This is a genomic window from Paraglaciecola sp. MB-3u-78 (assembly GCF_002835935.1).
Lineage (GTDB): Bacteria > Pseudomonadota > Gammaproteobacteria > Enterobacterales > Alteromonadaceae > Paraglaciecola.
Genome location: NZ_PJCF01000087.1, coordinates 110,971 through 131,425 on the forward strand (window position 1 = coordinate 110,971; position 20,455 = coordinate 131,425).

Annotated in this window: 19 protein-coding genes and 2 pseudogenes; 12 read left to right on the forward strand and 9 right to left on the reverse strand. The window is 43.5% G+C overall.

Going from position 1 to position 20,455, the window contains the following annotated elements; all coding sequences use genetic code 11:
- Positions 1–14: 14 nt before the first annotated feature.
- Positions 15–881: a delta-class carbonic anhydrase gene (locus CXF95_RS28670; RefSeq protein ID WP_157828294.1), complete on the reverse strand. Its 867-nt coding sequence runs from the start codon at positions 879–881 to the stop codon at positions 15–17.
- A gap of 81 nt (positions 882–962) precedes the next feature.
- Positions 963–1,634: an OmpW family outer membrane protein gene (locus CXF95_RS28675; RefSeq protein WP_101201922.1), complete on the reverse strand. Its 672-nt coding sequence runs from the start codon at positions 1,632–1,634 to the stop codon at positions 963–965.
- Between the two features lie 311 nt (positions 1,635–1,945).
- Here CXF95_RS28675 and CXF95_RS28680 point away from each other — a divergent pair, with 311 nt between their 5' ends.
- On the forward strand, positions 1,946–2,137 hold the full coding sequence (locus tag CXF95_RS28680) for a DUF3185 family protein (RefSeq protein WP_101201798.1): 192 nt from the start codon (positions 1,946–1,948) through the stop codon (positions 2,135–2,137).
- Between the two features lie 621 nt (positions 2,138–2,758).
- Positions 2,759–3,028, forward strand: coding sequence for a hypothetical protein (locus tag CXF95_RS28690; RefSeq protein ID WP_101201799.1), 270 nt, complete (start codon positions 2,759–2,761; stop codon positions 3,026–3,028).
- Positions 3,029–3,245: 217 nt separating this feature from the next.
- Here the strand turns inward: CXF95_RS28690 and CXF95_RS28695 are convergent, their stop codons facing one another.
- Positions 3,246–5,147, reverse strand: coding sequence for a CocE/NonD family hydrolase (locus CXF95_RS28695; protein ID WP_101201800.1), 1,902 nt, complete (start codon positions 5,145–5,147; stop codon positions 3,246–3,248).
- Between the two features lie 286 nt (positions 5,148–5,433).
- Here CXF95_RS28695 and CXF95_RS28700 point away from each other — a divergent pair.
- From CXF95_RS28700 to CXF95_RS28710, 4 genes and pseudogenes are all read left to right on the forward strand, one after another.
- Positions 5,434–5,814 (forward strand): annotated as a pseudogene (locus CXF95_RS28700) (transposase zinc-binding domain-containing protein); the annotation flags it as partial.
- 168 nt (positions 5,815–5,982) lie between these two features.
- On the forward strand, positions 5,983–6,105 hold the full coding sequence (locus CXF95_RS31255; protein WP_255418971.1) for a hypothetical protein: 123 nt from the start codon (positions 5,983–5,985) through the stop codon (positions 6,103–6,105).
- Between the two features lie 169 nt (positions 6,106–6,274).
- Positions 6,275–6,547 carry a hypothetical protein gene (locus CXF95_RS28705; RefSeq protein WP_157828295.1) on the forward strand — a complete coding sequence of 91 codons (273 nt, stop codon included), beginning with the start codon at positions 6,275–6,277 and terminating at the stop codon, positions 6,545–6,547.
- 641 nt (positions 6,548–7,188) lie between these two features.
- Positions 7,189–8,757 carry a sugar porter family MFS transporter gene (locus CXF95_RS28710; protein WP_101201802.1) on the forward strand — a complete coding sequence of 523 codons (1,569 nt, stop codon included), beginning with the start codon at positions 7,189–7,191 and terminating at the stop codon, positions 8,755–8,757.
- Between the two features lie 72 nt (positions 8,758–8,829).
- Here CXF95_RS28710 and CXF95_RS28715 read toward each other — a convergent pair whose 3' ends face one another.
- Together CXF95_RS28715 and CXF95_RS28720 are read right to left on the reverse strand one after the other, a co-directional pair.
- Positions 8,830–9,885 carry a Gfo/Idh/MocA family protein gene (locus CXF95_RS28715; RefSeq protein ID WP_232788098.1) on the reverse strand — a complete coding sequence of 352 codons (1,056 nt, stop codon included), beginning with the start codon at positions 9,883–9,885 and terminating at the stop codon, positions 8,830–8,832.
- 75 nt (positions 9,886–9,960) lie between these two features.
- On the reverse strand, positions 9,961–10,674 hold the full coding sequence (locus CXF95_RS28720; RefSeq protein ID WP_101201804.1) for a phytanoyl-CoA dioxygenase family protein: 714 nt from the start codon (positions 10,672–10,674) through the stop codon (positions 9,961–9,963).
- A 153-nt stretch (positions 10,675–10,827) separates the two neighbouring features.
- Between CXF95_RS28720 and CXF95_RS28725 the strand changes: the two genes are divergently transcribed.
- A complete protein-coding gene (locus CXF95_RS28725; protein ID WP_101201805.1) occupies positions 10,828–11,679 on the forward strand; it encodes an AraC family transcriptional regulator in 852 nt (283 codons plus the stop codon).
- A 122-nt stretch (positions 11,680–11,801) separates the two neighbouring features.
- Here CXF95_RS28725 and CXF95_RS31040 read toward each other — a convergent pair whose 3' ends face one another.
- Both CXF95_RS31040 and CXF95_RS31645 read right to left on the reverse strand, forming a co-directional pair.
- Positions 11,802–11,954: a hypothetical protein gene (locus CXF95_RS31040; protein WP_232788099.1), complete on the reverse strand. Its 153-nt coding sequence runs from the start codon at positions 11,952–11,954 to the stop codon at positions 11,802–11,804.
- A 39-nt stretch (positions 11,955–11,993) separates the two neighbouring features.
- Positions 11,994–12,068: pseudogene (locus tag CXF95_RS31645) on the reverse strand (phytanoyl-CoA dioxygenase family protein); the annotation flags it as partial.
- Between the two features lie 510 nt (positions 12,069–12,578).
- Between CXF95_RS31645 and CXF95_RS28735 the strand changes: the two are divergent.
- The 4 genes from CXF95_RS28735 (at position 12,579) to CXF95_RS28750 (ending at position 17,009) form a co-directional block, all read left to right on the forward strand.
- A complete protein-coding gene (locus tag CXF95_RS28735) occupies positions 12,579–13,532 on the forward strand; it encodes a diguanylate cyclase domain-containing protein (protein WP_198556753.1) in 954 nt (317 codons plus the stop codon).
- A 254-nt stretch (positions 13,533–13,786) separates the two neighbouring features.
- Entirely contained in the window at positions 13,787–15,028 is a 1,242-nt protein-coding gene (locus tag CXF95_RS28740; RefSeq protein ID WP_101201089.1) for a site-specific integrase, read from the forward strand.
- Positions 15,025–16,005: a tyrosine-type recombinase/integrase gene (locus CXF95_RS28745; RefSeq protein WP_101201090.1), complete on the forward strand. Its 981-nt coding sequence runs from the start codon at positions 15,025–15,027 to the stop codon at positions 16,003–16,005. The genes CXF95_RS28740 and CXF95_RS28745 overlap by 4 nt, the downstream gene beginning before the upstream one ends.
- A complete protein-coding gene (locus CXF95_RS28750; RefSeq protein ID WP_101201091.1) occupies positions 15,993–17,009 on the forward strand; it encodes a tyrosine-type recombinase/integrase in 1,017 nt (338 codons plus the stop codon). The genes CXF95_RS28745 and CXF95_RS28750 overlap by 13 nt, the downstream gene beginning before the upstream one ends.
- Before the next feature lie 576 nt (positions 17,010–17,585).
- Here the strand turns inward: CXF95_RS28750 and CXF95_RS28755 are convergent.
- Positions 17,586–18,485, reverse strand: coding sequence for an alpha/beta fold hydrolase (locus CXF95_RS28755; RefSeq protein WP_157828296.1), 900 nt, complete (start codon positions 18,483–18,485; stop codon positions 17,586–17,588).
- A 591-nt stretch (positions 18,486–19,076) separates the two neighbouring features.
- Here CXF95_RS28755 and CXF95_RS30180 point away from each other — a divergent pair.
- A complete protein-coding gene (locus CXF95_RS30180; protein WP_198556754.1) occupies positions 19,077–19,304 on the forward strand; it encodes a hypothetical protein in 228 nt (75 codons plus the stop codon).
- A gap of 114 nt (positions 19,305–19,418) precedes the next feature.
- Here CXF95_RS30180 and CXF95_RS28760 read toward each other — a convergent pair whose 3' ends face one another.
- Positions 19,419–20,420: an alpha/beta fold hydrolase gene (locus CXF95_RS28760; protein ID WP_232788100.1), complete on the reverse strand. Its 1,002-nt coding sequence runs from the start codon at positions 20,418–20,420 to the stop codon at positions 19,419–19,421.
- Positions 20,421–20,455: the final 35 nt, after the last annotated feature.

Genomic DNA, 20,455 nt, shown 5'->3' on the forward strand with positions numbered 1-20,455 from the left:
AGCTTAAGTTCAAGTTAGTTTATTGATGACAATAATTTTGGGTTAGTTACCAAGTTACGAACGCCATGAGCGTGATCTTCTTTAAACACATTGTCATTACACCATTCACCCACTGAATTGATATCGACCACTGCAACTTTAGGTCTAACACTCCAGCTTACCTGAAGTGGAGAGGCAGTTTCATTATAAGCAGGTCCAGTAGTAGAGCCTAAGTACTCAACCGGTTCGCCCATATTGTTTGGCACGTTTGGCGCTTGATAGTAACCATTTACCTGACTAACCATCGCTAGGTCTTTAAAATCAAGTGCATTGCTATCGTTCGCTAGCACCATAACTTGACCTTCAACCCTAAGTCCTGGGTTCATAGTGGCATCTGCTAGACAGGCACCTAAAGTTGGGCCAGGCTGAATTTGTGCTGATGAATACACATAATGCACTTCGAGGGTATCGCCGGATTGTAATGCGTCGCCTTTAGCCGCACATATTTTTGCACTGACAGGTTTTAACTGCGAAGCCCTAAGTTTACCATTGTAAACGTAACCAGTATTTGCACCTTTGCCATCGCCATTTCCTGCATGAGTAGAGAATTCACCACCACTATGCTCTGCATTTTTATGAAAATGTATGTTACATAAATTAAGCTGGCTACGATTTGGCGCCATAGAGAAATCACGCAAATTAGTGCCGTAGTCTTGATCGATATCACGGGGAGATTGAGGACCAAAACCTTTACCATCAGTATTTGCTTCCAGCGCAGCACGCTGTTTGGCAACAACACTATCACTGACTGCCTTGGCACTTACCGAAGCAGTAAATACACAGACGCTGGTTACGGCCAAAGCCAATAAGTTCTTTTTATTAAATAATTTTGCTGTTTTCATTGTTTTTCCTCTTTGATAAAACTTTAGCGATTTAAAAAATATGTATTTAAACGTTCAAATCGCCCATTAAGATCTCGATATTTAAAATCGGTAACCTAAGGTCACTGAATAAACCCAAGGGTCGATTTCGATACTGTCTACTGAGCCATCTGCTCCATTGAGATTAAATGATGCTTCTGTATCGATATCTATCCAACGAACCGACGCATTTACAAACCACTTATCGTTAAGCATATAATCTGCTCCCACCTGAGCAGCTAATCCAAAAGAGTTATCCAAAGACAAATCATCTAAGCCTGCAGCAGTGTTTGCCGAGGTGAATTCTTCATCAAAAAAGATAGTGTAATTTAGACCTGCGCCAATATATGGCTGAAATTTACTAGAAGCGTCATTAAAGTAATAATTAACAGTGACTGTTGGGGGCAAGTGAGTGACTTCACCTAACTGATCACCTGTGCCGAGTGGATCACTGACACCAAAATTGACATCATGAGTAAACGGGGTGGCAGCCAGTACCTCAATGTTAATGTTGTCTGTTAAGAAATAAGCAATGTTAAGTCCTATCTGGGTATTGCTATCTACTGCTACGTTTACCCCTAAATCACTTCCTACTACGATATTTGATGAGGCATCGTCAGGACTAACGGTAGCAAAACCAGCACGAAGGATCAGGTCACCCTGTTCGAATGCAGTGGCATATTGGGTTGCTGTTAGCGAAGCAAGTGCAAATAATGTGAGGCTACTTTTTTTCATAACGTACCTTTCTTTAATAGTGATTAAGTTGACTAAAGCAATCATAAAGAAACAACCTAAAAAAGACTTTACGCGAACATTAAAATTAGATTAACAAACTAAATGTGAGCACACTCTTGGAGGAAGGGAAGGAGGGAGAGGGAGAGTGAGGGAGAGGAGTGTAATAGAAAAATAAAACAAACCTGAAGGCGCCCCCCATCTACTTTCTTACACCTTTGAATGATGTAGTTAAGTAAAAATTGATTTAAATATAAAAGATGTGTCAGTCTAACGATCCAGCACTAAATCCGTGTTTAATAATTGAGAGAAATATGAATAATAAAATTTTAGGCATTGTGCTGATTGCAGTAGGTGTTGCTTTAGCGTTGTGGGGTTACGATGTTTTTAACTCTGCAGGCTCCCAGATTAGCCGAGCACTCAGTGGGAATACACCCATTGAAGCTTGGTTCGGTATGGTAGGCGGTGTCATTTGTGCAGCCGTAGGTTTCTCAAAGGTAAGATAAAACTAATACCACAGGCAGTAAATGCAGAATCCTATAGATTCAGAGTAAACAACCGCCCAACAAAAATCACTATCAGTTGCTATCAGGACAATCACTTTAGAGCTTAAAGTTTGAATTTGAGGGGTTACCATAGAGTTTGATGCCCGGCCCTCTCCATGGCATTATTCACATTGAATCCCTTCTGTACGACTTACTTTTTGCCTAAAAACGTAAAAAGTACATCAACAGGGAACCCAAAGCCCTCACACTTATTATTTCACTTAAGTCATACAGAAAAAATTCAGTTTATTACCGTCTAAATCACGAAAATAACCCGCGTAAAAACTGTCCCCTCGATCTTATCCCTAAATCTATCCACCGCTCTTTTCTATCAAATGGCGTTTCAGGCGGTAGGTTGGGGTTATTCCATTCATAGGTTTTGCGGAGAGTTTGTTGCGCTTTGTTTATTACAAGCCATAGGGCTGCATCTAAACCTTGTTTTATGTCATTGATTAATGCTTAATTTTGGTGATTGGAGTAAAAATAGTAAGCTAAGTGCACATAAAAACGCTCAGTAATTGAAATAAAATTTGAAATACAAGGTCTATATATTTGTAGCAATAACTATTTCTAGGAGTCGGTATGTGTAGTTCACCTAAGTCGAGCGGATCGGTCCGTAAAAGTAGAGTGAAAGGCGTATTTGAAGATATGGATCCAAGTACTCGCGCGAGTTTTGTTGCTAAAGCCAATGCCGCTCAAGAGAGACGCAGCGAATTAAAAAGCGCTGCAGCTAAGCGTAGTCAAATGAACGCCTCTAAAAGCCATTCAAAAAAAGCATTGGCTAAAAATAAACCGCCAATTAAAGAAAATATCTTGTTAAGTTTTTTACAGCGTATGGGGTATGCAGTATAGGAAAGCATAATTTTTGTCGGCCATAAGTCTAACGAAGTCATTATTTAATTAAGTACAGCGTTTATTCTTCCCTTAAAAAAAACAAAAAACGCCAATTTAGGCGTTTTTTTAGTTATGATAATTATGCAGTCAACGCATTAGCTCTAAACTAGCAGCTCGTAGCTCTATGCTCCAAGCCGCCTCATTCAAAAAACAATACATTGATTACAAATATCGATTAGTGAGTAATCACTTTAAATTCTATCGAGCTTGGGTATTGTTCGCTGTGATACAGCTTATGTTGCGCCTTAACGTAATCTTCTGCTTTGGCGTTAAAGATATTATCGACATATTTTTGTGGGTTCATATCCATAAACGGAAACATGCTGCTTTGTACCTGAATTTGTAACTTATGCCCACGTTTAATGGTGTGCAATACATCCAAGAGTTCAAATTTAACCAGTGTGGGTTTATTAGGTTCAAAGGGTTCAGGCGTGCTCATGCTGTTTCTGAAACGCCCACGAATAATGCCCCAGCGCACTAACTCATGACGGTTACCCGTTTCTTTATCAACTTTATTAGTGGTTTCATCCACACCGGGGAATACATCCACTAATTTAACTACAAAATCGCCAGCACTTTGGTCGGTGGAAACCCACAGATTAATATCAATTGAGCCCGCAATGGTTTGATCTTCAACTGCCACTTCGTCATTAAAAACTAAAACATCAGAGCGACGAGCAGTAAAGCGTTGATCTTCAGCCATATATGGACGATCCCAACCGCGACTCACTTTATCTGAGTGGGGAACGGGTTTGTTTGGATCGCTAATATAGTCGCTTGAACCTCCTTTAGACTCTTTGTGATCAAGCAGTTTTTCATTGGCTCCCATATACAGCACCACATCTTTACCTTGTTCCGGTGGCCAAGTATCAAATTCACGCCAGCGGTTAGCACCTGTTTCGAACATAGTTGCTTGAGCCAAAGATACTGCTTTACCATCTTTGTCCTCTTTAGCGTCTTTTAGATTTTGTTTGAAAAACGGTAATAAAATACGTTCTTGAAACCATTCACTGGTATTAAAACCAAACTTGGCTTCACCCATTTTACTGCCGTCAGCATCATTCCATTGGCCGTGGTACCAAGGTCCCATAATGAGATGGATATTGTTCTTTTTGTTACCCTTTGACATGGTTTGATAGGTTTCCAGTGGACCATAAAGATCTTCGGTGTCATACCAACCGCCTACCACTAAGGTAGCCGGTTTAACATTATTAAGGTGCTGTAACACATTACGCGCCTGCCAATATTCATCGTAATTTGGATGTTCAGTTAATTCGTTCCAAAAAGGGCGTTCACCTTTAAAATAGTTTTTGTTAACGTTACTTAATGGGCCCAGATTACGGAAAAAGTCATAACCATCAGGAGTGGTTGAGTCCATGCCTTCAGGCCAATAGGCAAACTGCCCTTCGCGCTGTTTATCGAAAGTATCGAAGAAAATAAATGCCATCGGAGTAGAAAATGCACCATTACGATGAAAATCATCATAAAACCAGTTAGCTATCGGTGCTTGAGGTGAAATCGCTTTAAGTGCTTTATGGCTGTTGATGGCTGCTACCGAGGTATAATACCCTGGGTAAGAGGTGCCCCACATGCCCACTTTTCCATTATTATTTGGAACGTTTTTAACCAACCAGTCGATGGTGTCATAGCTGTCTGTGGCATCATCGGTGGCATTACCACCTTTATCACCGGCGTCTTGTGGACGCATATTAACGTACTCACCTTGTGACATAAATTTGCCGCGCACATCTTGAAAAACAAAAATAAATCCGTCTTTTTCGAAAATTTCACTTGGCCCTAATTTAGTTTTATATTTATCCGCACCATAAGGGGCAACACGGTAGGGTGTGCGTTGCATCATCATGGGATATTGAGTTGATTTGTCGTAGGGGATGTAAACTGCAGTAAATAATTCTACCCCATCACGCATAGGAATTTGATATTCATATTTAGCATAATGAGAACGAATATACTCGGCTCTTTTATCTGGTTCTTTAGTGTCTGCAGCTTGTACGAATGTTGCCAACATGACGCAACAACACAATACGATGAACCCTGATAAGGTTTTCCTATTCATTAAGTGATCCTTTATTATTAAAGTAGCGAATTTTTCGCTATGTAATGAATACTACTATGACTGGTGTTTGTATTCTCAGAAAAAACCAAGAAGTTCATATCAATAACGCACTGAAGGTTGCGTAAAAAGTTTTTATTCAAATGTAGTAGCTTATTCAAGCTTACAGTTTGGGAAAATAGGTTTTAACCTAATCTAACAAACGGCTTTGGGCGAAAAGCGGTCGGTGGGCTAATTAGTTTTTCAACCGTTAATGCCCTTATATTTGCGCTATAAAGTGCCAGCTTACCTCAAAACCGGTCGTTTGGAATATGGCTTTTTGCGAGTACGTTGTGAAGATTGTCATCATGAGCACCTGGTTGCATTCAGTTGTAAACGCAGAGGATTCTAGTCGTGGTCTGCCAGACCCAGCTGTGGTGCGTGGCGAATGGCATAAAGCGCCGCATTGCTGGTTGATGATGTGTTGCCCCATGAGCCCATTAGGCAATGGGTATTGAGCTTCCCTTTTCAACTTAGATTTTTGTTTGCCAGTTATCCTCGCATCATGGGAAAAGTACTGGGTATTGTCTATCGCACACTTGCCACACATATCACTAAAAAAGCAGGCTACAACAAACAGACTGCACAAACGGGTGCGGTAACACTGATCCAACGATTTGGCTCAGCGCTGACAAAATTGCCGGGAGCTATTTTGAACAGCCGGACGCTGGCCTCGGAGGGGCGAAGGGCAGGACGCCCGAAGTAATTTAAATATCCATTTTCATGAAGCACACCCCTGTGCATCACACCTTCGGGCAGCCGCTGGCTGTGTAAATCGGCTATCCTGCCGATTTATCATATGCTCTACCTCGATGGCGTATATGCCGAAGATAACTATGGCAAAACGCGTTTAGATGATAAACATCCGTATTTCTCACCCTACGGGCAACCTTTGGTTGTCCAGCCTGTTTATCTGGAATAAACAGCAACAGCTCTGCTGGCCCTTAGGGTGAATTACATGGATGTGATGAGTAAATTCATTTCCAATAAATTGGTCACCCTATAAAAGCCCCGACAAAAAGTGAACTGAATAGCCTTAATCACCGCATTAGCCAGCGTTGGCGGGTTTTCTTGAGCGCGAGGGGTTATTAGTGAGGGATGATGACAATGACTACCTGGCTTTGGATGGGCTGGAAGACGATCCGATGTTGCAAATTCACGGGTATTCCATTACTTATCGCATCGCTACAGGCAAACAGCAAGGACGAAAGGTCTTTACCTTGCAAACCATTGCACCTATGGAAGAGCAGGGGCTTGCGTCAGGCTGTGCATCAAATATGGCAGGCTTCAGTCTCAATGCAGGTGTCATGAGCAATGCACAGGATAGGGGTAAACTCGAAAGACTGTGCCATTACTTATTTTGAAGAGAGTCCCGCTCTGGGGTATCAGAAAAAAGGTTGGCAATAACACCAGCCTTAAGAAATAAGGCTAAACAAGCATTGCCGACAGGGCAGGAAAAAATACGGACACAAAAGCACCAGTCGATGACCTGGGCGCAAAGACTTAAACGGGTTTTTAACATCGACATTGAAACCTGTGAGCAATGCGGTGGTGGGAGGTTATAGAGAGCATTGACAAATCGGCAGGAAAGCCGATTTGCACAGCGAATGCTGCCCGTAGGGTTAGACACAGGGATGTGTCTAATGAACATCCATTGGTGATCCAAAAGATACTCAGTCACCTGAATACAAAAAATGACGAAGTCGTTGAATTATTGCCCCCACAAAGTCGAGCACCGCCTCAGATAAGTCTGTTTGAATAAAAGCCGTTCATCATCATAAGCAATATTCAGAGCTGGTTTGCACAACAGCGGGAAGCGCTTGTTCTAAATTCTGAATTACTTGGAAACAGCTGATTAATAGATGAAAAATAGCCGACTTTCACTCCCTTAAGCATATAAAATAGATGTCAATATGGAAAGTATGAGGCATCATGTATTTTGATTTTAGGAAAAATGACGTTTTATTTTACCTATACTCTAATAATAAACATGGACTGAACATCAATGAAATATAATCCTGTGGTGCTCTACACCATTATCGTTTCGCTTGGGGGCTTTATATTTGGTTTTGACGCCTCTGTTATTTCAGGAACTATTGGACAAATAAGTGCAGAATTTGGCTTAAGTACCGTTCAACAGGGTTTCGTTGTAGCCGCACCCACTTTGGGCGGCATAGCCGCAACCATTACCGCAGGTTATATTTCCGACACGATAGGTAGGCGTCAAACCCTAATTGGTATTGCGTTACTCTATTTGGTAAGTGCCATATTTTCAGCACTAGCTCCTACTTATGACACCCTTATTGTTGCCCGATTTATTGGCGGATTGGCTTTTTGCTCTTTAATGATCGCACCTATTTATATTGCTGAAATTTGCCCCGCAGAAAGTCGTGGTAAAATGGTCTCCATTAATCAGTTAAATATTGTTGTCGGCATTTCTGCAGCTTACTTCTCAAACTATATGATTTTGCAAATGAGCCAATCAAATACCGATTTAGTTATGCAGTTAGGCATTGCCGATAATACGTGGCGATGGATGTTAGGAATGGAAATAATTCCTGCATTTATTTGGTTAGTCGCTTTATTTTTTGTACCTAAAAGCCCTCGCTGGCTTTTAGTGCAGCAAAAACAAAGGGAAGCTCAGGCATCTTTGAAGCGCCTTTACCCAAAAGCGACTCAAGACGCTCTACTTGCCACAATGACTGAAATAAAAGCCACAACGGGTGACAAAGTGCTACCTGTTGTTACGCGCTTGAAAGAGATTGTAGGGCCTAAAATGCGCTTAGCGCTTGTTATTGGTTTAGTCGTTGGTATTTCTCAACAAGCGACCGGTGTAAACGCGATTTATTTTTATGCTCCTAGCATTTTTGAGCAGAGTGGCGTAGGCACCAATGCGGCGTTTGCACAAGCCATATGGGTCGGGATAACAAACATCATATTTACTATTTTAGCCATGGCCCTTATCGATAAATTAGGCCGTAAACCACTGCTAGTTGTTGGCTTAATAGGCGTTGCTATCAGTATGACCATTTGCACTATTGGTTATAGTATGGCTACTTATCAGTTAACAAGTGCAGACTTAGTTGTGCTTTCAGAGTTATTAAAACATGACTTGCTTAATCCTTTAATTGATCAGGTATTTACTAGCGATGTTGAGTTTAAAAGGGCAGTAATAGGGATTATAGGAGAGCAGGCTTTTCAGACCAATCAGGGCGCGGTTATTCAAGCGGCGGCTACTTTGAATGCCACTTTGATTAAAGTGGGTATACTGGGCTTCGTTGCATCCTTTGCATGTTCACTTGGACCCGTTATGTGGGTTTTGTTTTCTGAGATATTCCCTAACCATTTACGTGGTTTAGCAATTTCAGTTGTGGGTATTGCGAACAGTTTAGTGAGCTTTTTAGTGCAATTAGCATTCCCTTGGGAACTAGCTAACTTAGGCGCTGCGCTTACTTTCGCTATTTATGGCATATTTGCAGTAATTGGACTCCTCTTTGTTATAAAAATCGTGCCAGAGACAAAGGGTAAAAGCTTAGAAGAACTTGAGGTCATTTTGGGCGGGAAAGCAACATAGAACGGTTGGTTTAAGCGAAATGACCTAGCTCAAGAAGCTTAGTAATCATTGCGTGTGCTTTATGTGCAAGCATTATTTACCCGCCGCTTTTATCGCCGCAATTTGTCGTTGAAATGCTCGACTGGCTGTCCATGTCACTTTTTGAGGTTGTAATAGCCCGGTTAAAATTTCACGACTGACATGTTCAACCTGATAGCTAAAACCGGAACAAGGGCGTGGTGCACTGAAATGATCCACACACGTTTCTAGTTTGTAAAGTTTGGCTTCTTTGGCTGCCCAATAGTCAGGAATAGCGATGTATCCTTCGTCACCAATTAAATACAGGTAATTTGGTAACTTACAGCGAAAGGAGGTGGCCAGTTGAGCGCTGGCCGATTGCTTGTGATACTCGTTTAGTATCACCACATCATCTTCTACGCCATTATCAGCCGCGTGAGACCAGACACTCTGTTGATCAGGGTCTTGACCCAGAAATAACCAGGCCATTGCAATGGGATAAATACCCATTTCCAATAAACAGCCGCCGCCTAAACGATTGTCATATTCGCGAAGATCAGGGCGATATGGCAAAGGGTAACCAAAGTCTGCTTTAACATGTATTAACTTGCCAATGCGGCCTGCCTTTATCCAGCTTTGGGCTTTAGCTAGCACCGGCAAAAAATATGACCACATGCCTTCCATAAAGTAGCGCTGTTCTTTTTTGGCTACTTCAATAACCTGTTCAAGCTCATTCAGTGTTACGGTGGCTGGCTTTTCACAAAGTACATGTTTACCTGCCAACATAGCGGCTATGGCCTGCTCTTTGTGCAAGGTATGAGGTGTGGCAATATAGATAGCATCTACCTTGGGGTCTGCAAGAAGCGCAGCATAACTGCCATAAGCAGCCTCAATAGAATACTTAGCTGCAAACGTTTCTGCGCTGGCCAAGTGCCTGGCACCTACGCCATATAGCTTGGCATTTTTTACATGCTGTATATCGCTGGCAAAAGTGTTGGCTATGCGGCCAGTGCCTAAGATCCCCCAATGTAATATTTGCTTATTTTTAGCTGCGTTGCTCATAGGGAAAGCCTTTGAGTCGTAGATTAAATGATCTTGCGTTGATACTTCTCTGACCGCGTCTTGTGGCACTCACATTACTAACATTGCACACCAAGTAACACAGGTCCCTAATAAGGCATGATATTAAGACACGTTCTGAAACTATTAATGCTTATTTAGTCGGTCTTCTATAACTGTGCCAGATGAAAACCGATAACGCATATTTCTATAGACTGCAATATCAGTTATATCGCTAGGCGTGCCTGCAGGACAACAGCGATAATTGGTTGAAACACGATACTTTCCTTTTATATTTAATACTCGATGCCACGTGTGTCCGTGTAATAAAACCAAGGTTCCTTTTTTAGGGCTTAAAACGACTTGATTAGAAAAGTCTTGATTGATATCTCCTACTGTAATGGCACCTTCGAGGTGGGTAGCTGGCATTACCAAAGTTTGCCCGCCAATTTCCTCATTAATGTCCATGGTGTAAACCAATCGATTCAAATTAAACTTAGATTTGTCTTCTGGAGGTGAATCCTGATGCCATGCTTGACCTTTTGAGCCGTGTTTACTAAACATCACCATGGCATAAAGGTTAGACCAATCTTCACCTAAAATTGCTTGAGTTAATGCCTTGAGTCTTTGGTCATTATTTGGAATGTCAAAGTCACCAATGCCCTGCTCTTGAGGAAACCAAGGAATAACATCCGTAGCCGACTTCTTAAGAAATTCTTCATTGTGAACAAAATCAGGATCTTCTCCGAAATGCCTCATGATGTGATGTTGACAGTTATCCATAAGTTCATCTTCAAAAAAATTATCGATAACTAAGTAGCCTTGCTGCCAAAATTCTCTTGCTAGCTTTTCAATATTCATATCTCTACATTAGTCCTATAAAACAGAATTAGTCAGTAGTCCCAAGTGCTGAATATTATGATAAGTTGTTTACCTAGTATTGGTAAGGTAAAATAATATCAATTAGTTATCCAAAACTATCATTTTTTATTCTCAATAATTTTGGTGAGCAACATGGACAACAAAAAGTGGCAGGACAAACTCGAACTAGGTCCTCTGTGCCATGAACAGTTTGTTGATATTGACTCCCTTCCTGAGATAGCGAGGCTGGGCATTCAATTATCGGGTATTTCCACTATGGTCGATACTTTTCATTTACAGCGTTCGGATCCAGATAATCATACAGTAATCTATACGCTAGCCGGTCAAGGCCTGTTAAAGACCCCCGAAGGCGAGTTTTACGCGCAAAAAAATAGCATGATCACTATTCCCGCCCGCTCGCCATTTTCAATTCAAGTGCAGACTTCGCCGTGGAAAATTGTCTGGTTTAATCTCAATAATATAACTCGTTGGCAGTCTCTTTATAATCGCCAGCCGTTGCAGCCTTTCAATTATCGCGCTATGGTTATTTTTCATCTTTTGGGGCTAATTTTTCATGAAAAAAATAAGTCACTAAGTGAAACCTGGCTCAAACAATTAGAAATTTATCTGGATGAAAGCTTAAATAAGGGCGTAACAGCGACCCGCGAACAAGATCGACTAGAGGATCTCTTTCATACAGTAAACAGTCAGCTACACGTCAATTGGACAATTAAAAGACTAAGCGATATGGCCTGTTATTCAGCAGCTCATATGCACCGACTGTGTCAACAACGCTTCGCCCGGAGTCCTATCCAACAGGTCATTTTTTTACGTATGGCACGAGCAAAGTATTTACTCATTTATACTAATTTATCAATATCTCAAATTGCTGAGCAAGTTGGTTATCCAGAACTGAGTAACTTTTCGAAGCGCTTTAAAAAATCGATAGGAATATCTCCTGCGACCTTTCGTAAATCTGTCCTTATCGATCATAAAGTTGATTAAGACCGCTTCCTAATTAAAGAGCCCTGATAATCATCGGCAACATGCCCTCTAAACTTTGTATTAGGCGGCTGTGCATCAGCTATTCAGGATAACAACACCTGATAAGCAATCTACTCTTATAATTACTCGTCAAGTAAGCGAAGTGGGTGTTGTCCATTAACCATTCCCATGAAGGGAGAATGAATAGAATAACCGATTAAAGCACGCAGTTCTGGCGAAAGGACTTTAACCGTTTCTTTATCTAATTCTAACAAGTAGTTTTCCTGTTGCCGCATAAATGCTTCACAATACTGGTGCGTAACAGCAAGTCTGGGAGATTTAGTTCGATTGGCACCGCCGCCATGCCATGTCGTTCCGAGGAAGAATATAACAGAGCCAGCGGGATTGATTGATTGATTTTAGCGCAAAAAATTGGAGTTAACTCATATTATTGTATAATGTTTAGTGCTGGTTGTATGACAAAAACACTAACAACAACCCAGCTAGATAAGTATCAAAATAGGTAAATTTACTAATAGTTAGTATTTTTTTTACGACTAAAATAGAAGACTATCAAGCATCCTCGGTAAAATAAATTGAGTACACATGTTTCGACACATTTAACCCATATTTGTATGCCTACTCTTGCCGTATCTGTTTTTCCAGTAGTTATATCTTAGCTCACGCTTGAGTAGTTTGTCGGTTGGATTACGAGGTGTTTACACGTGGTAGTACATCTCTAAAACTAGCGGTGTTTACAGCACTTTATAAGCGACAATTTTACTTATGGAATAGGCGACTTAATTAGTCATCTTAATTACAGTGGCGCCATAACTGAACGTGACTACTGCATTTCATAAAGTCAAGGATATTTGAATTATTATCTTGCATCAAAGTTTGATGTTTTGGGATGGAGGGATATGATCGATCTAAACGTACTGAAGGCAGCGGTTATGGACTCTCGTGACGGCATAACAATCTCGGACTTTACGCTGCCCGATAATCCGCTGGTCTTTATTAACCCCGCTTTTGAAAGAATGACTGGCTATAGCCTTGAAGAGATTGTTGGTAAAAACTGTCGATATCTCCAAGGAGAAGACAAAGATCAAGAAGACCAGTTGGTCATCATCAGAGCAGCACTCAAAGACAAGCAGCCTTGCCTTGTTACCCTAAGAAACTACAAAAAAGATGGAACCATGTTTTGGAACGAACTGAGCATGTCTCCAATTTTTGAAGAGGATGGGACTCTGACACACTATATTGGCATCCAAAAAGATATTACCGCTAAGGTATTGATTGAAGAACAACTAAAGGGTGATTACAACGAGCTAAAGCGCAGCAAGACTATGCTCGAATATTTAGTCAATGTTGATGCGTTAACCGGCATCAATAATAGACGTTTCCTAGAAGATCAGTTGGATATCCAGTGGAAAATAGCGAAGCGGCAAACGCAACTCGTCACCATCATGATGATAGATATCGATCACTTCAAAAAATATAATGATACCTACGGACACCCTGCAGGAGATCAAGCACTCAAACGTGTAGCTGAAGTTCTAAGTAGCTCGTTTTTAAAATCGACAGATTTTGTGGCTCGCTATGGCGGTGAAGAGTTCATTATTTTGTCTATTGATGGTAAGCCAGAGCAAATAAGACAGTACGCTGACCGAGTAGTAAAAAAAGTAGCCGACTTAGATATACTACATATTGGCTCAGAGCTTGGTAAGCTCAGTGTAAGTTTAGGATTTAGTACCTGGCAGCCAGAGGAACACGAAGCTGCGGCAGACATCATCAAGCAAGCTGACGAAGCGCTGTATCAAGCAAAAAATGCGGGACGAAATCAAGCTATCGCACATGTCGATAGCATAACTTAGTCCACTAGCTTGCCTTAGTCTATAGAAACACGAATCAAAACGGTGCCGGATACATTCTGCAAATACTGTTTATATCAGCCACCGCTATGTCTGCAAATGGCACCTATGCACAGAAGCTAACTATGTATAGTTGTTGTTTTTGAAAATCCAAGACTCTCTATTCTATTGGGCTTCAGGCAAGGCCATGACCCATTAACTTGACATAGTTTTACCCGTATTCTGAAGTGGTAATCCACCCACCTCAGGAGACTGAAATGAACCCCAACTATCACTCAACCACTTGGCTTCTTGAAAGCCAACTGGCGGCATACGTTGACGCTTTCAAGCGTCGCTTTACGGAAGGTCGCTACGTCCCTACAACCGTTGACAATTACTTAGCCAGCATTGCCCACTTCGCTCACTGGTTAACTCAATCTGGAATCGATATTCATGGAATCGATGAACAAATAGTTCATCAGTTTCTTTATGAGCACCTGCCGCATTGCGACTGCGCAAGTCGGGTATACCGTGTTCGCAGAACATTACAAACTGCACTCAACCATCTTCTCAGCGTCCTACGCGCAAATGCAGTCATCGAAAAGCCGGCAATTGGCATGACGCCAGCAGATGAGGAATTACGCCGCTTCGATATGTATATGAGCCATGCTCGAGGGCTTGCGCCAAGTACGTGCCGACAGCGCCTTCGAGTCATTGCGCGTCTGCTGCTTGATAAATTCGCAAATAACACTGTGATAATTTCCGCGATGAATCCCGATGATGTGCGCAAGTTTGTCGCGAAGCAGAGCGAGTTGTGCAGCACCCCACTCAGTATTACTCCCACCATCTCGGCATTGAGTGGGTATTTTCGCTATCGCGCTACGCAAGGCGATCCAGTCCATCATCTAACTGGGGTTCTATGCCGCCCAGCTAAGTGGCAACTTGCTTCGTTGCCAAAGACGCTCAATAGCGTCGAGATCGAATGTTTGATTGGGTCACTTGAGCATGACGGCCCATCTGCACGCAGAGCTGCGGCCATCGTGCATTGTGCGTTGGGTCTTGGGCTGCGAAGTGGCGAAATAGCCAATCTCGGGCTAGATGATATCGACTGGCGTGCTGCCACCATTGCACTGCGAAGAACCAAGGGTTGCCGCGAAGATGTCATGCCTTTACCTGCAGCGATAGGTCGCGCCATTGCCGACTACCTAAGACTTGAACGACCACAAACCTCCAATCGTGCTGTTTTTGTGCGCAACATCGCTCCGCGCGATCAGGCAATTAGTCATCATCTAATCAGTAAAACAATACGACAGGCGTTTGCGCGAGCTGGTCTGCCGCACACACGGCCATACCTTCTGAGACACACGATGGCAAATCGTTTGCTCGAAGGTGGTAGTTCGCTCAAGGAAGTAGCGGATGTTCTGCGACATCGCTCGCTGAATACAACGATGATTTACGCCAAGCTCGACAGTAGAAATCTCGCTGCGGTCGCGCTACCTTGGCCAGGGAGCGCATTATGATTACCCACATTACGATGCAAATGCACGCAACCAATTACCTTGAAGAACGTCGCCGGCTTGGTTTTGATCTGCGCTCGGTAGGCTATTCTGTCAATAGTTTTGCAGGCTATGTTGACTCTCTTAATTTAGAGGGGCCACTGACCATCGAGGTCATGACCGCTTGGGCACAGTGCGACAAAGGAAATAGCGGCAATCCCAAGACATGGGCGCGGCGCCTGGGCAAGTTACGTCCATTTACCCGTTACCTGCAACAATTTGAACCGCTTACAGAAGTGCCTAACGACTTCACCTTTGGCCAAACCGGGCAGAGGCCAGCACCACATATCTATATTGAGCAGGAAGTCATCGAATTGCTGGCTGCAGCACGTAGTCTCGGCCCGTTCCCTGGATTACGAGGTGCAACCTACGAAACACTGTTTGGCTTAATGGCTTCGACAGGACTACGTGTTTCAGAAGCAGTAAATTTACTGGAGACAGATGTTGACCTGAAGGCGGGTATGCTGATTATCCGGATGACCAAGTTCGCCAAATCACGCTATGTGCCGATGCACCCGAGCGTGGTCAACGTACTCAGACGTTATCAATCCTTACGCAATTTACACATTGAATTTACCGAAGAAATGCCTTTCTTTGTGGGCACTCGCGGTCGTCGTAAAGGTCATTGTTTGGGATTGCGCCAGGTACATAGAGTCTTTGCGGGCTTGCGCGATCAATTAAAATGGCTCAATCGCGGCACTAACGATGCCCCTCGCATTCACGACCTGCGACACACATTTATCGTTAATCGCGTGATGCTTTGGCATTCTCAGGGCGTGAATGTCGATCAGCAGATGCTGGCATTGTCCACATATGTGGGGCACGCAAAGGTAACCAATACCTATTGGTATCTCAGCGGTGTACCGCAACTCATGACCGTGGTGGCAAATAAATTTGAAGCGTTTACGCAAATGCAGGGAGGTGAGCCATGTCTGAAATAATAGCGCCACGCTCTGTATCATTTGCATCCTTGATTCAGCAATTTTTTACCGAGTACCTGGTAAAACAGCGTGCAGTGAGTCCACGTACTATTGCTTCTTACCGGGATGCGATGATGTTGTTTCTGGATTTCGCGCATGAACGTTTGGGCAAGTCTCCGACAGCACTTAGCCTGTCGGACTTTGATCCGGATTTGATTCTGGCATTTCTGGATCACTTGGAAATTGACCGACACAATTCGGTTCGTAGTCGAAACCTCCGGCTGACCGCGTTACGTTCATTCCTGAAATTCGCGGCACGGCGTGATGTATCCTCTTTCTACTTCATCGAGAGTGCGCTGGGTGTACCGATGAAACGTTTTGAACGACCGATGCTTGGATTTCTGTCGCGCGAGGAGATGTTGGCAGTGCTGGGTCAGCCAGGCGATACATGGACATCCAAGCGTGACCATTTGTTGTTGACTTTGCTATACAACACCGGAGCGAGAGTCTCGGAAATTATCGGCATACGTGTCTGTGATGTTGTTTTGGATGTAGCAGCCTGTGTACACCTACTCGGCAAGGGACGTAAGCAACGCTCAACACCTTTGTGGAAAAGCACTGTTCAGGAAATTCGGGCTTGGCTTAAATACAACCCAACGTTTGGGAGGGATGCTGCCCTGCTGCCAAATCGTGCTGGACACGCAATGACACGCGGTAACGTATCGCAACGCCTCAATATCGCAGTAGTCAAGGCGACCGAGAAATTCAGCAGCTTATCCAAACGAAGTATTTCGCCGCACACAATTCGGCATACGACTGCAATGCATTTACTGCAATCAGGTGTCGATTTTAGTGTGATTGCGTTATGGCTCGGGCATGAAAGCATGATCACCACCCATCGATACGTAGAGGCAAACTTGGAGATGAAAACGAAGGCGCTGGCAAAGCTTCAAGAGCCCGATACAAAAATGCATCTCTATCATCCCGCAGATGACGAACTGATGCAGTTCCTGCAGTCGCTGTAAAATTATGTACAGTTCGCTACCAGCAGTGTCTAGTAGCGTATGGGGTGACGGGCAAAACTATACATAGTTAGCTTCTGTGCATAGGTGCCACTATGTACAGCTATACATAGTGGCACATGGCCGACGGATAGAGAAGTTGATGTTGAAGGGTTTAAGCAGCAAAATGCACCAATATAACTCTAAGTGCTAATGACCGCTTAGTCGGAAAACCTGCCATTAGGATACCAACCGATAAACATCAAAAAGTCTAAAGGTATACAGATTGCCTGAACGGCTCCTGATCGCTCAAACCGGACGAAACCAGAATAAATCGCTACGTCCGCTATCTTGGGCATAGCAGTCATTTGGGAATTGAATCAGGCTGCTCTGAGCCTAAAAGCGGTCAGTCGAGCGTTAAGTCTGACGGTGAAGTATTTGCCATAAGCGGTCGGTTGGGATTGGCGGTAAGTTGAAGAAGGGCAAGGCTTTCTGGAAATCGAACATCGAACTGGGGCTGAAGTTTTGCCTTAGTGAGTTGCCTTTGTTTGGGCGCGCTTTGGTTTAGTGCAAACTTGATCAGTATGAGGCACAAGTATACTAAACGAGTGATTCTGCAAAAATTCGCACTCGCTCTACACCTTCCGGCGCTGATGATAAGTCGCCGTGATCTACTCCAGGTAACTCTAAAAAATCAGCATTGGGTATTGCATCGGCCATTGCCCGGCCCAAACGTACGGGAACGGACATATCGCCAGAAAAATGTAGCACTAACGTAGGGCATTCTATTTTAGGTAGCATATCCCGTACATCAACATCTTTCATAAACTCGGTTAAGCGTTTTATTGACTCACGCGTCGCTATTAGCCGTTCTAATGCTCGGTACGTCTTATCATCCATCATTTCCTTAGAGATACTAGGAAAGAACATATTCCTTAAGCTCGCCGTTCCCCAAGCGGGCGCTAGGGAGTCAAGCATTGCCTCTTCTATCCCACCGGGAAAGTCCGGTCTCTGTATCCAACTTGCTGTAGAACCTAAAAGAATTAGCCCTTTTACCCGTTCCGGATATTCAAGAGCGAACTTTATACACATGGCTCCGCCCTCGGATACGCCGAACAAAATCGTTTTATCTTGGCCGGCTGCATCCATGACCGCTTCAATATCGTGTACTCGTTCATCGAGGTTAGGGACATGAGGGCACGGGTCAGATAGGCCCTGTCCTCGTTTATCAAAAGTCACTATGTTTGAGAATTCACCAATAGCCGCCGCCGTATCTCTGCTAGGGGGCAAGTGAGACGAAATATTGAGGTGGGAGATAATGCCCGGCGCAAAGAGAATATTGTGCGGGCCTTTGCCGAACTTGGCGTAGGCGATACGCAAGCCGTCGCATTCAACGTAGTGAATTGGATATGGTGCTGGTGAACTTAGCTGAGTAAGGGTGATTGGCTGGTTTTTCAAATTGGCTGTTATATCTGTAGCATTATTACGGCTATCAGTCATTTTCCGCTTCAATCTAATTAAAGCCGTCCACACTAAACCGATCAAAGCGCATATGGCAACCGCGCCGCTGAGTATAACCTCATGCTCGGTAATCCAATTTCCTATGTTGGTGAATATCTCCATCAAACCCTATTATTGTTATTCTAAGTGAAGTGACTAGTTAAGACGATTGTATTCAATTTGTTATAAATAGCGGTAGAAAACCACCTGACTACTTCGTCCGGTACCTGTGTATAGAATAAAAAGTCATTCTTCATAAAATCAAAATACATGTTGCCTCATATTTTCCATATTGACATCTCTTTTATGTCCTTGAGGGAGTGAAAATTGGCGATTTCTCGCCTATTACTCAACTGTTTTCACTTAATGCGGAATTTTAAAAAAGCGCATCCCGCTGTTGTGCAAACCAGTTTTGAATATTGCTTTTGTTTATGATGATGAATGGCTTTTGCTCAAACAGACTTATCTGGGGCGGTGGCTCGATTTTCGCCGTTGTTGCGGTGTTAGATATCTGCTTTCAGCACGCAAGTGGAGTATGAACGATTGAGAAGCTAATCATTCCACCGTCTCCTTTTAGGCTCAAAGTTCCAATTGAAAGAGCCAAACGCGACTGGCAGCTATCTTGGGCATTGCAGTCACAAGGGAATTGAATCAGACAGCTCTGAGCCTAAAAGCGGTCGGTCGCGCGTTAACCCTGACGGTGAAGTTTGTGCCAATAATGGCCGTAACTGTGGCTCGAAAAAACTGGTTTTAACGCTCTTGTTTGCCACCATTGACGTCATTCACGAAGTCGCATGGGATCACTTCAAAGCGCGCTAAGCGGTAGCTAACAATTCGATAATCCTAACGTCTGCTTCATAAACTCAAACCCACTAGTCAGCCAATTAGGCAGTTTGGAGGCAAAGCGATCTGTCAAACTTAACGACCTAACGCCTAGTTTTCATTTTGGAGACTGTCCAAGAATTCTATCAGCAAGGTATTCACCACTGTTGCTCGTTCACGCTGGATCCAGTGTCCCGCCTCTGGGAGAATATGACAGCCGCGTATGCCAGGTAAGGTTGCATTGAAATTGTCGACACTAGCCATTACATTAGGAAACTTAAGTACATCATCACGCTCACCAGCAATAAACAGGGAAGGCTGATGGATCACCTGCCCTTGCCAAGGTTTCATTAGCTCCCATGAACGGGTAATGTTGCGATACCAATTAAGCCCGCCACGAAACCCCGTTCTGCAAAACTCCGCAGCGTATTCTGCGATGTCTTGTTCGCTTAGCCAATCTGGCAGTGTTTCAGGCTCTACTGTATTGTCTAGAATGCCTTTACCAGATTGCAGCATACCAAAGGTTGTTGTGTCCGGCCCATTTCCTGATGCACTGTAATGGATTTGCCTGATTGATGCGGCTACATCTCGTTCCAATTCGGTCTCTGCCACCCCTGGCGTTTGAAAATATTGAAGATAAAAATTTTCAATACCGCCTAGGCGCAGGTTAGACAGAATATCTGTAGCACCGCTAGGTGCAAAAGGCACACTCATACCCACCACTGCGGTAAAAAGGTCAGGCCTTAATAATGCACAATTCCAGGCCACCGGGGCACCCCAGTCGTGACCAATAATAACGGCTTGCTTTTCGCCTAATGCACCGACCAGTTCGACCATGTCACCCACAAGATGCAGCATAGTATAATCACTTACGTCTGACGGGGCGGTGGTTCCACCAAAACCTCTCATGTCAGGTGCAACCGCTCGGTAGCCCGCGCCAGCCAAAGCAGCAATCTGGCTACGCCACGAAATCGCTAATTCAGGAAAACCATGACACAACACCACCAAAGGCCCACTGCCCATGCTGGTGACTTTCATTGTTAAACCGTTGACCTGCAACATTTCAATGCTAGGCTCTGATAATGCTGACACTGTTGATTTACTTTGCTTCAAAATATACTCACTTACAATTTATACGCTCGTTACAC

Bases quoted from the DNA above. Each gene is read 5' to 3' on its own strand.
- CXF95_RS28740 (WP_101201089.1), top strand. From the start codon at position 13,787: ATGAACCCCAACTATCACTCAACCACTTGGCTTCTTGAAAGCCAACTG.
- CXF95_RS28680 (WP_101201798.1), top strand. From the start codon at position 1,946: ATGAATAATAAAATTTTAGGCATTGTGCTGATTGCAGTAGGTGTTGCT.
- CXF95_RS28695 (WP_101201800.1), bottom strand. From the start codon at position 5,147: ATGAATAGGAAAACCTTATCAGGGTTCATCGTATTGTGTTGTTGCGTC.
- CXF95_RS28710 (WP_101201802.1), top strand. From the start codon at position 7,189: ATGAAATATAATCCTGTGGTGCTCTACACCATTATCGTTTCGCTTGGG.
- CXF95_RS31040 (WP_232788099.1), bottom strand. From the start codon at position 11,954: ATGCGGCAACAGGAAAACTACTTGTTAGAATTAGATAAAGAAACGGTT.
- CXF95_RS28750 (WP_101201091.1), top strand. From the start codon at position 15,993: ATGTCTGAAATAATAGCGCCACGCTCTGTATCATTTGCATCCTTGATT.
- CXF95_RS28735 (WP_198556753.1), top strand. From the start codon at position 12,579: ATGATCGATCTAAACGTACTGAAGGCAGCGGTTATGGACTCTCGTGAC.
- CXF95_RS28690 (WP_101201799.1), top strand. From the start codon at position 2,759: ATGTGTAGTTCACCTAAGTCGAGCGGATCGGTCCGTAAAAGTAGAGTG.
- CXF95_RS28670 (WP_157828294.1), bottom strand. From the start codon at position 881: ATGAAAACAGCAAAATTATTTAATAAAAAGAACTTATTGGCTTTGGCC.
- CXF95_RS28675 (WP_101201922.1), bottom strand. From the start codon at position 1,634: ATGAAAAAAAGTAGCCTCACATTATTTGCACTTGCTTCGCTAACAGCA.
- CXF95_RS28720 (WP_101201804.1), bottom strand. From the start codon at position 10,674: ATGAATATTGAAAAGCTAGCAAGAGAATTTTGGCAGCAAGGCTACTTA.
- CXF95_RS28725 (WP_101201805.1), top strand. From the start codon at position 10,828: ATGGACAACAAAAAGTGGCAGGACAAACTCGAACTAGGTCCTCTGTGC.
- CXF95_RS28755 (WP_157828296.1), bottom strand. From the start codon at position 18,485: ATGACTGATAGCCGTAATAATGCTACAGATATAACAGCCAATTTGAAA.
- CXF95_RS28745 (WP_101201090.1), top strand. From the start codon at position 15,025: ATGATTACCCACATTACGATGCAAATGCACGCAACCAATTACCTTGAA.
- CXF95_RS31255 (WP_255418971.1), top strand. From the start codon at position 5,983: ATGCTCTACCTCGATGGCGTATATGCCGAAGATAACTATGGCAAAACG.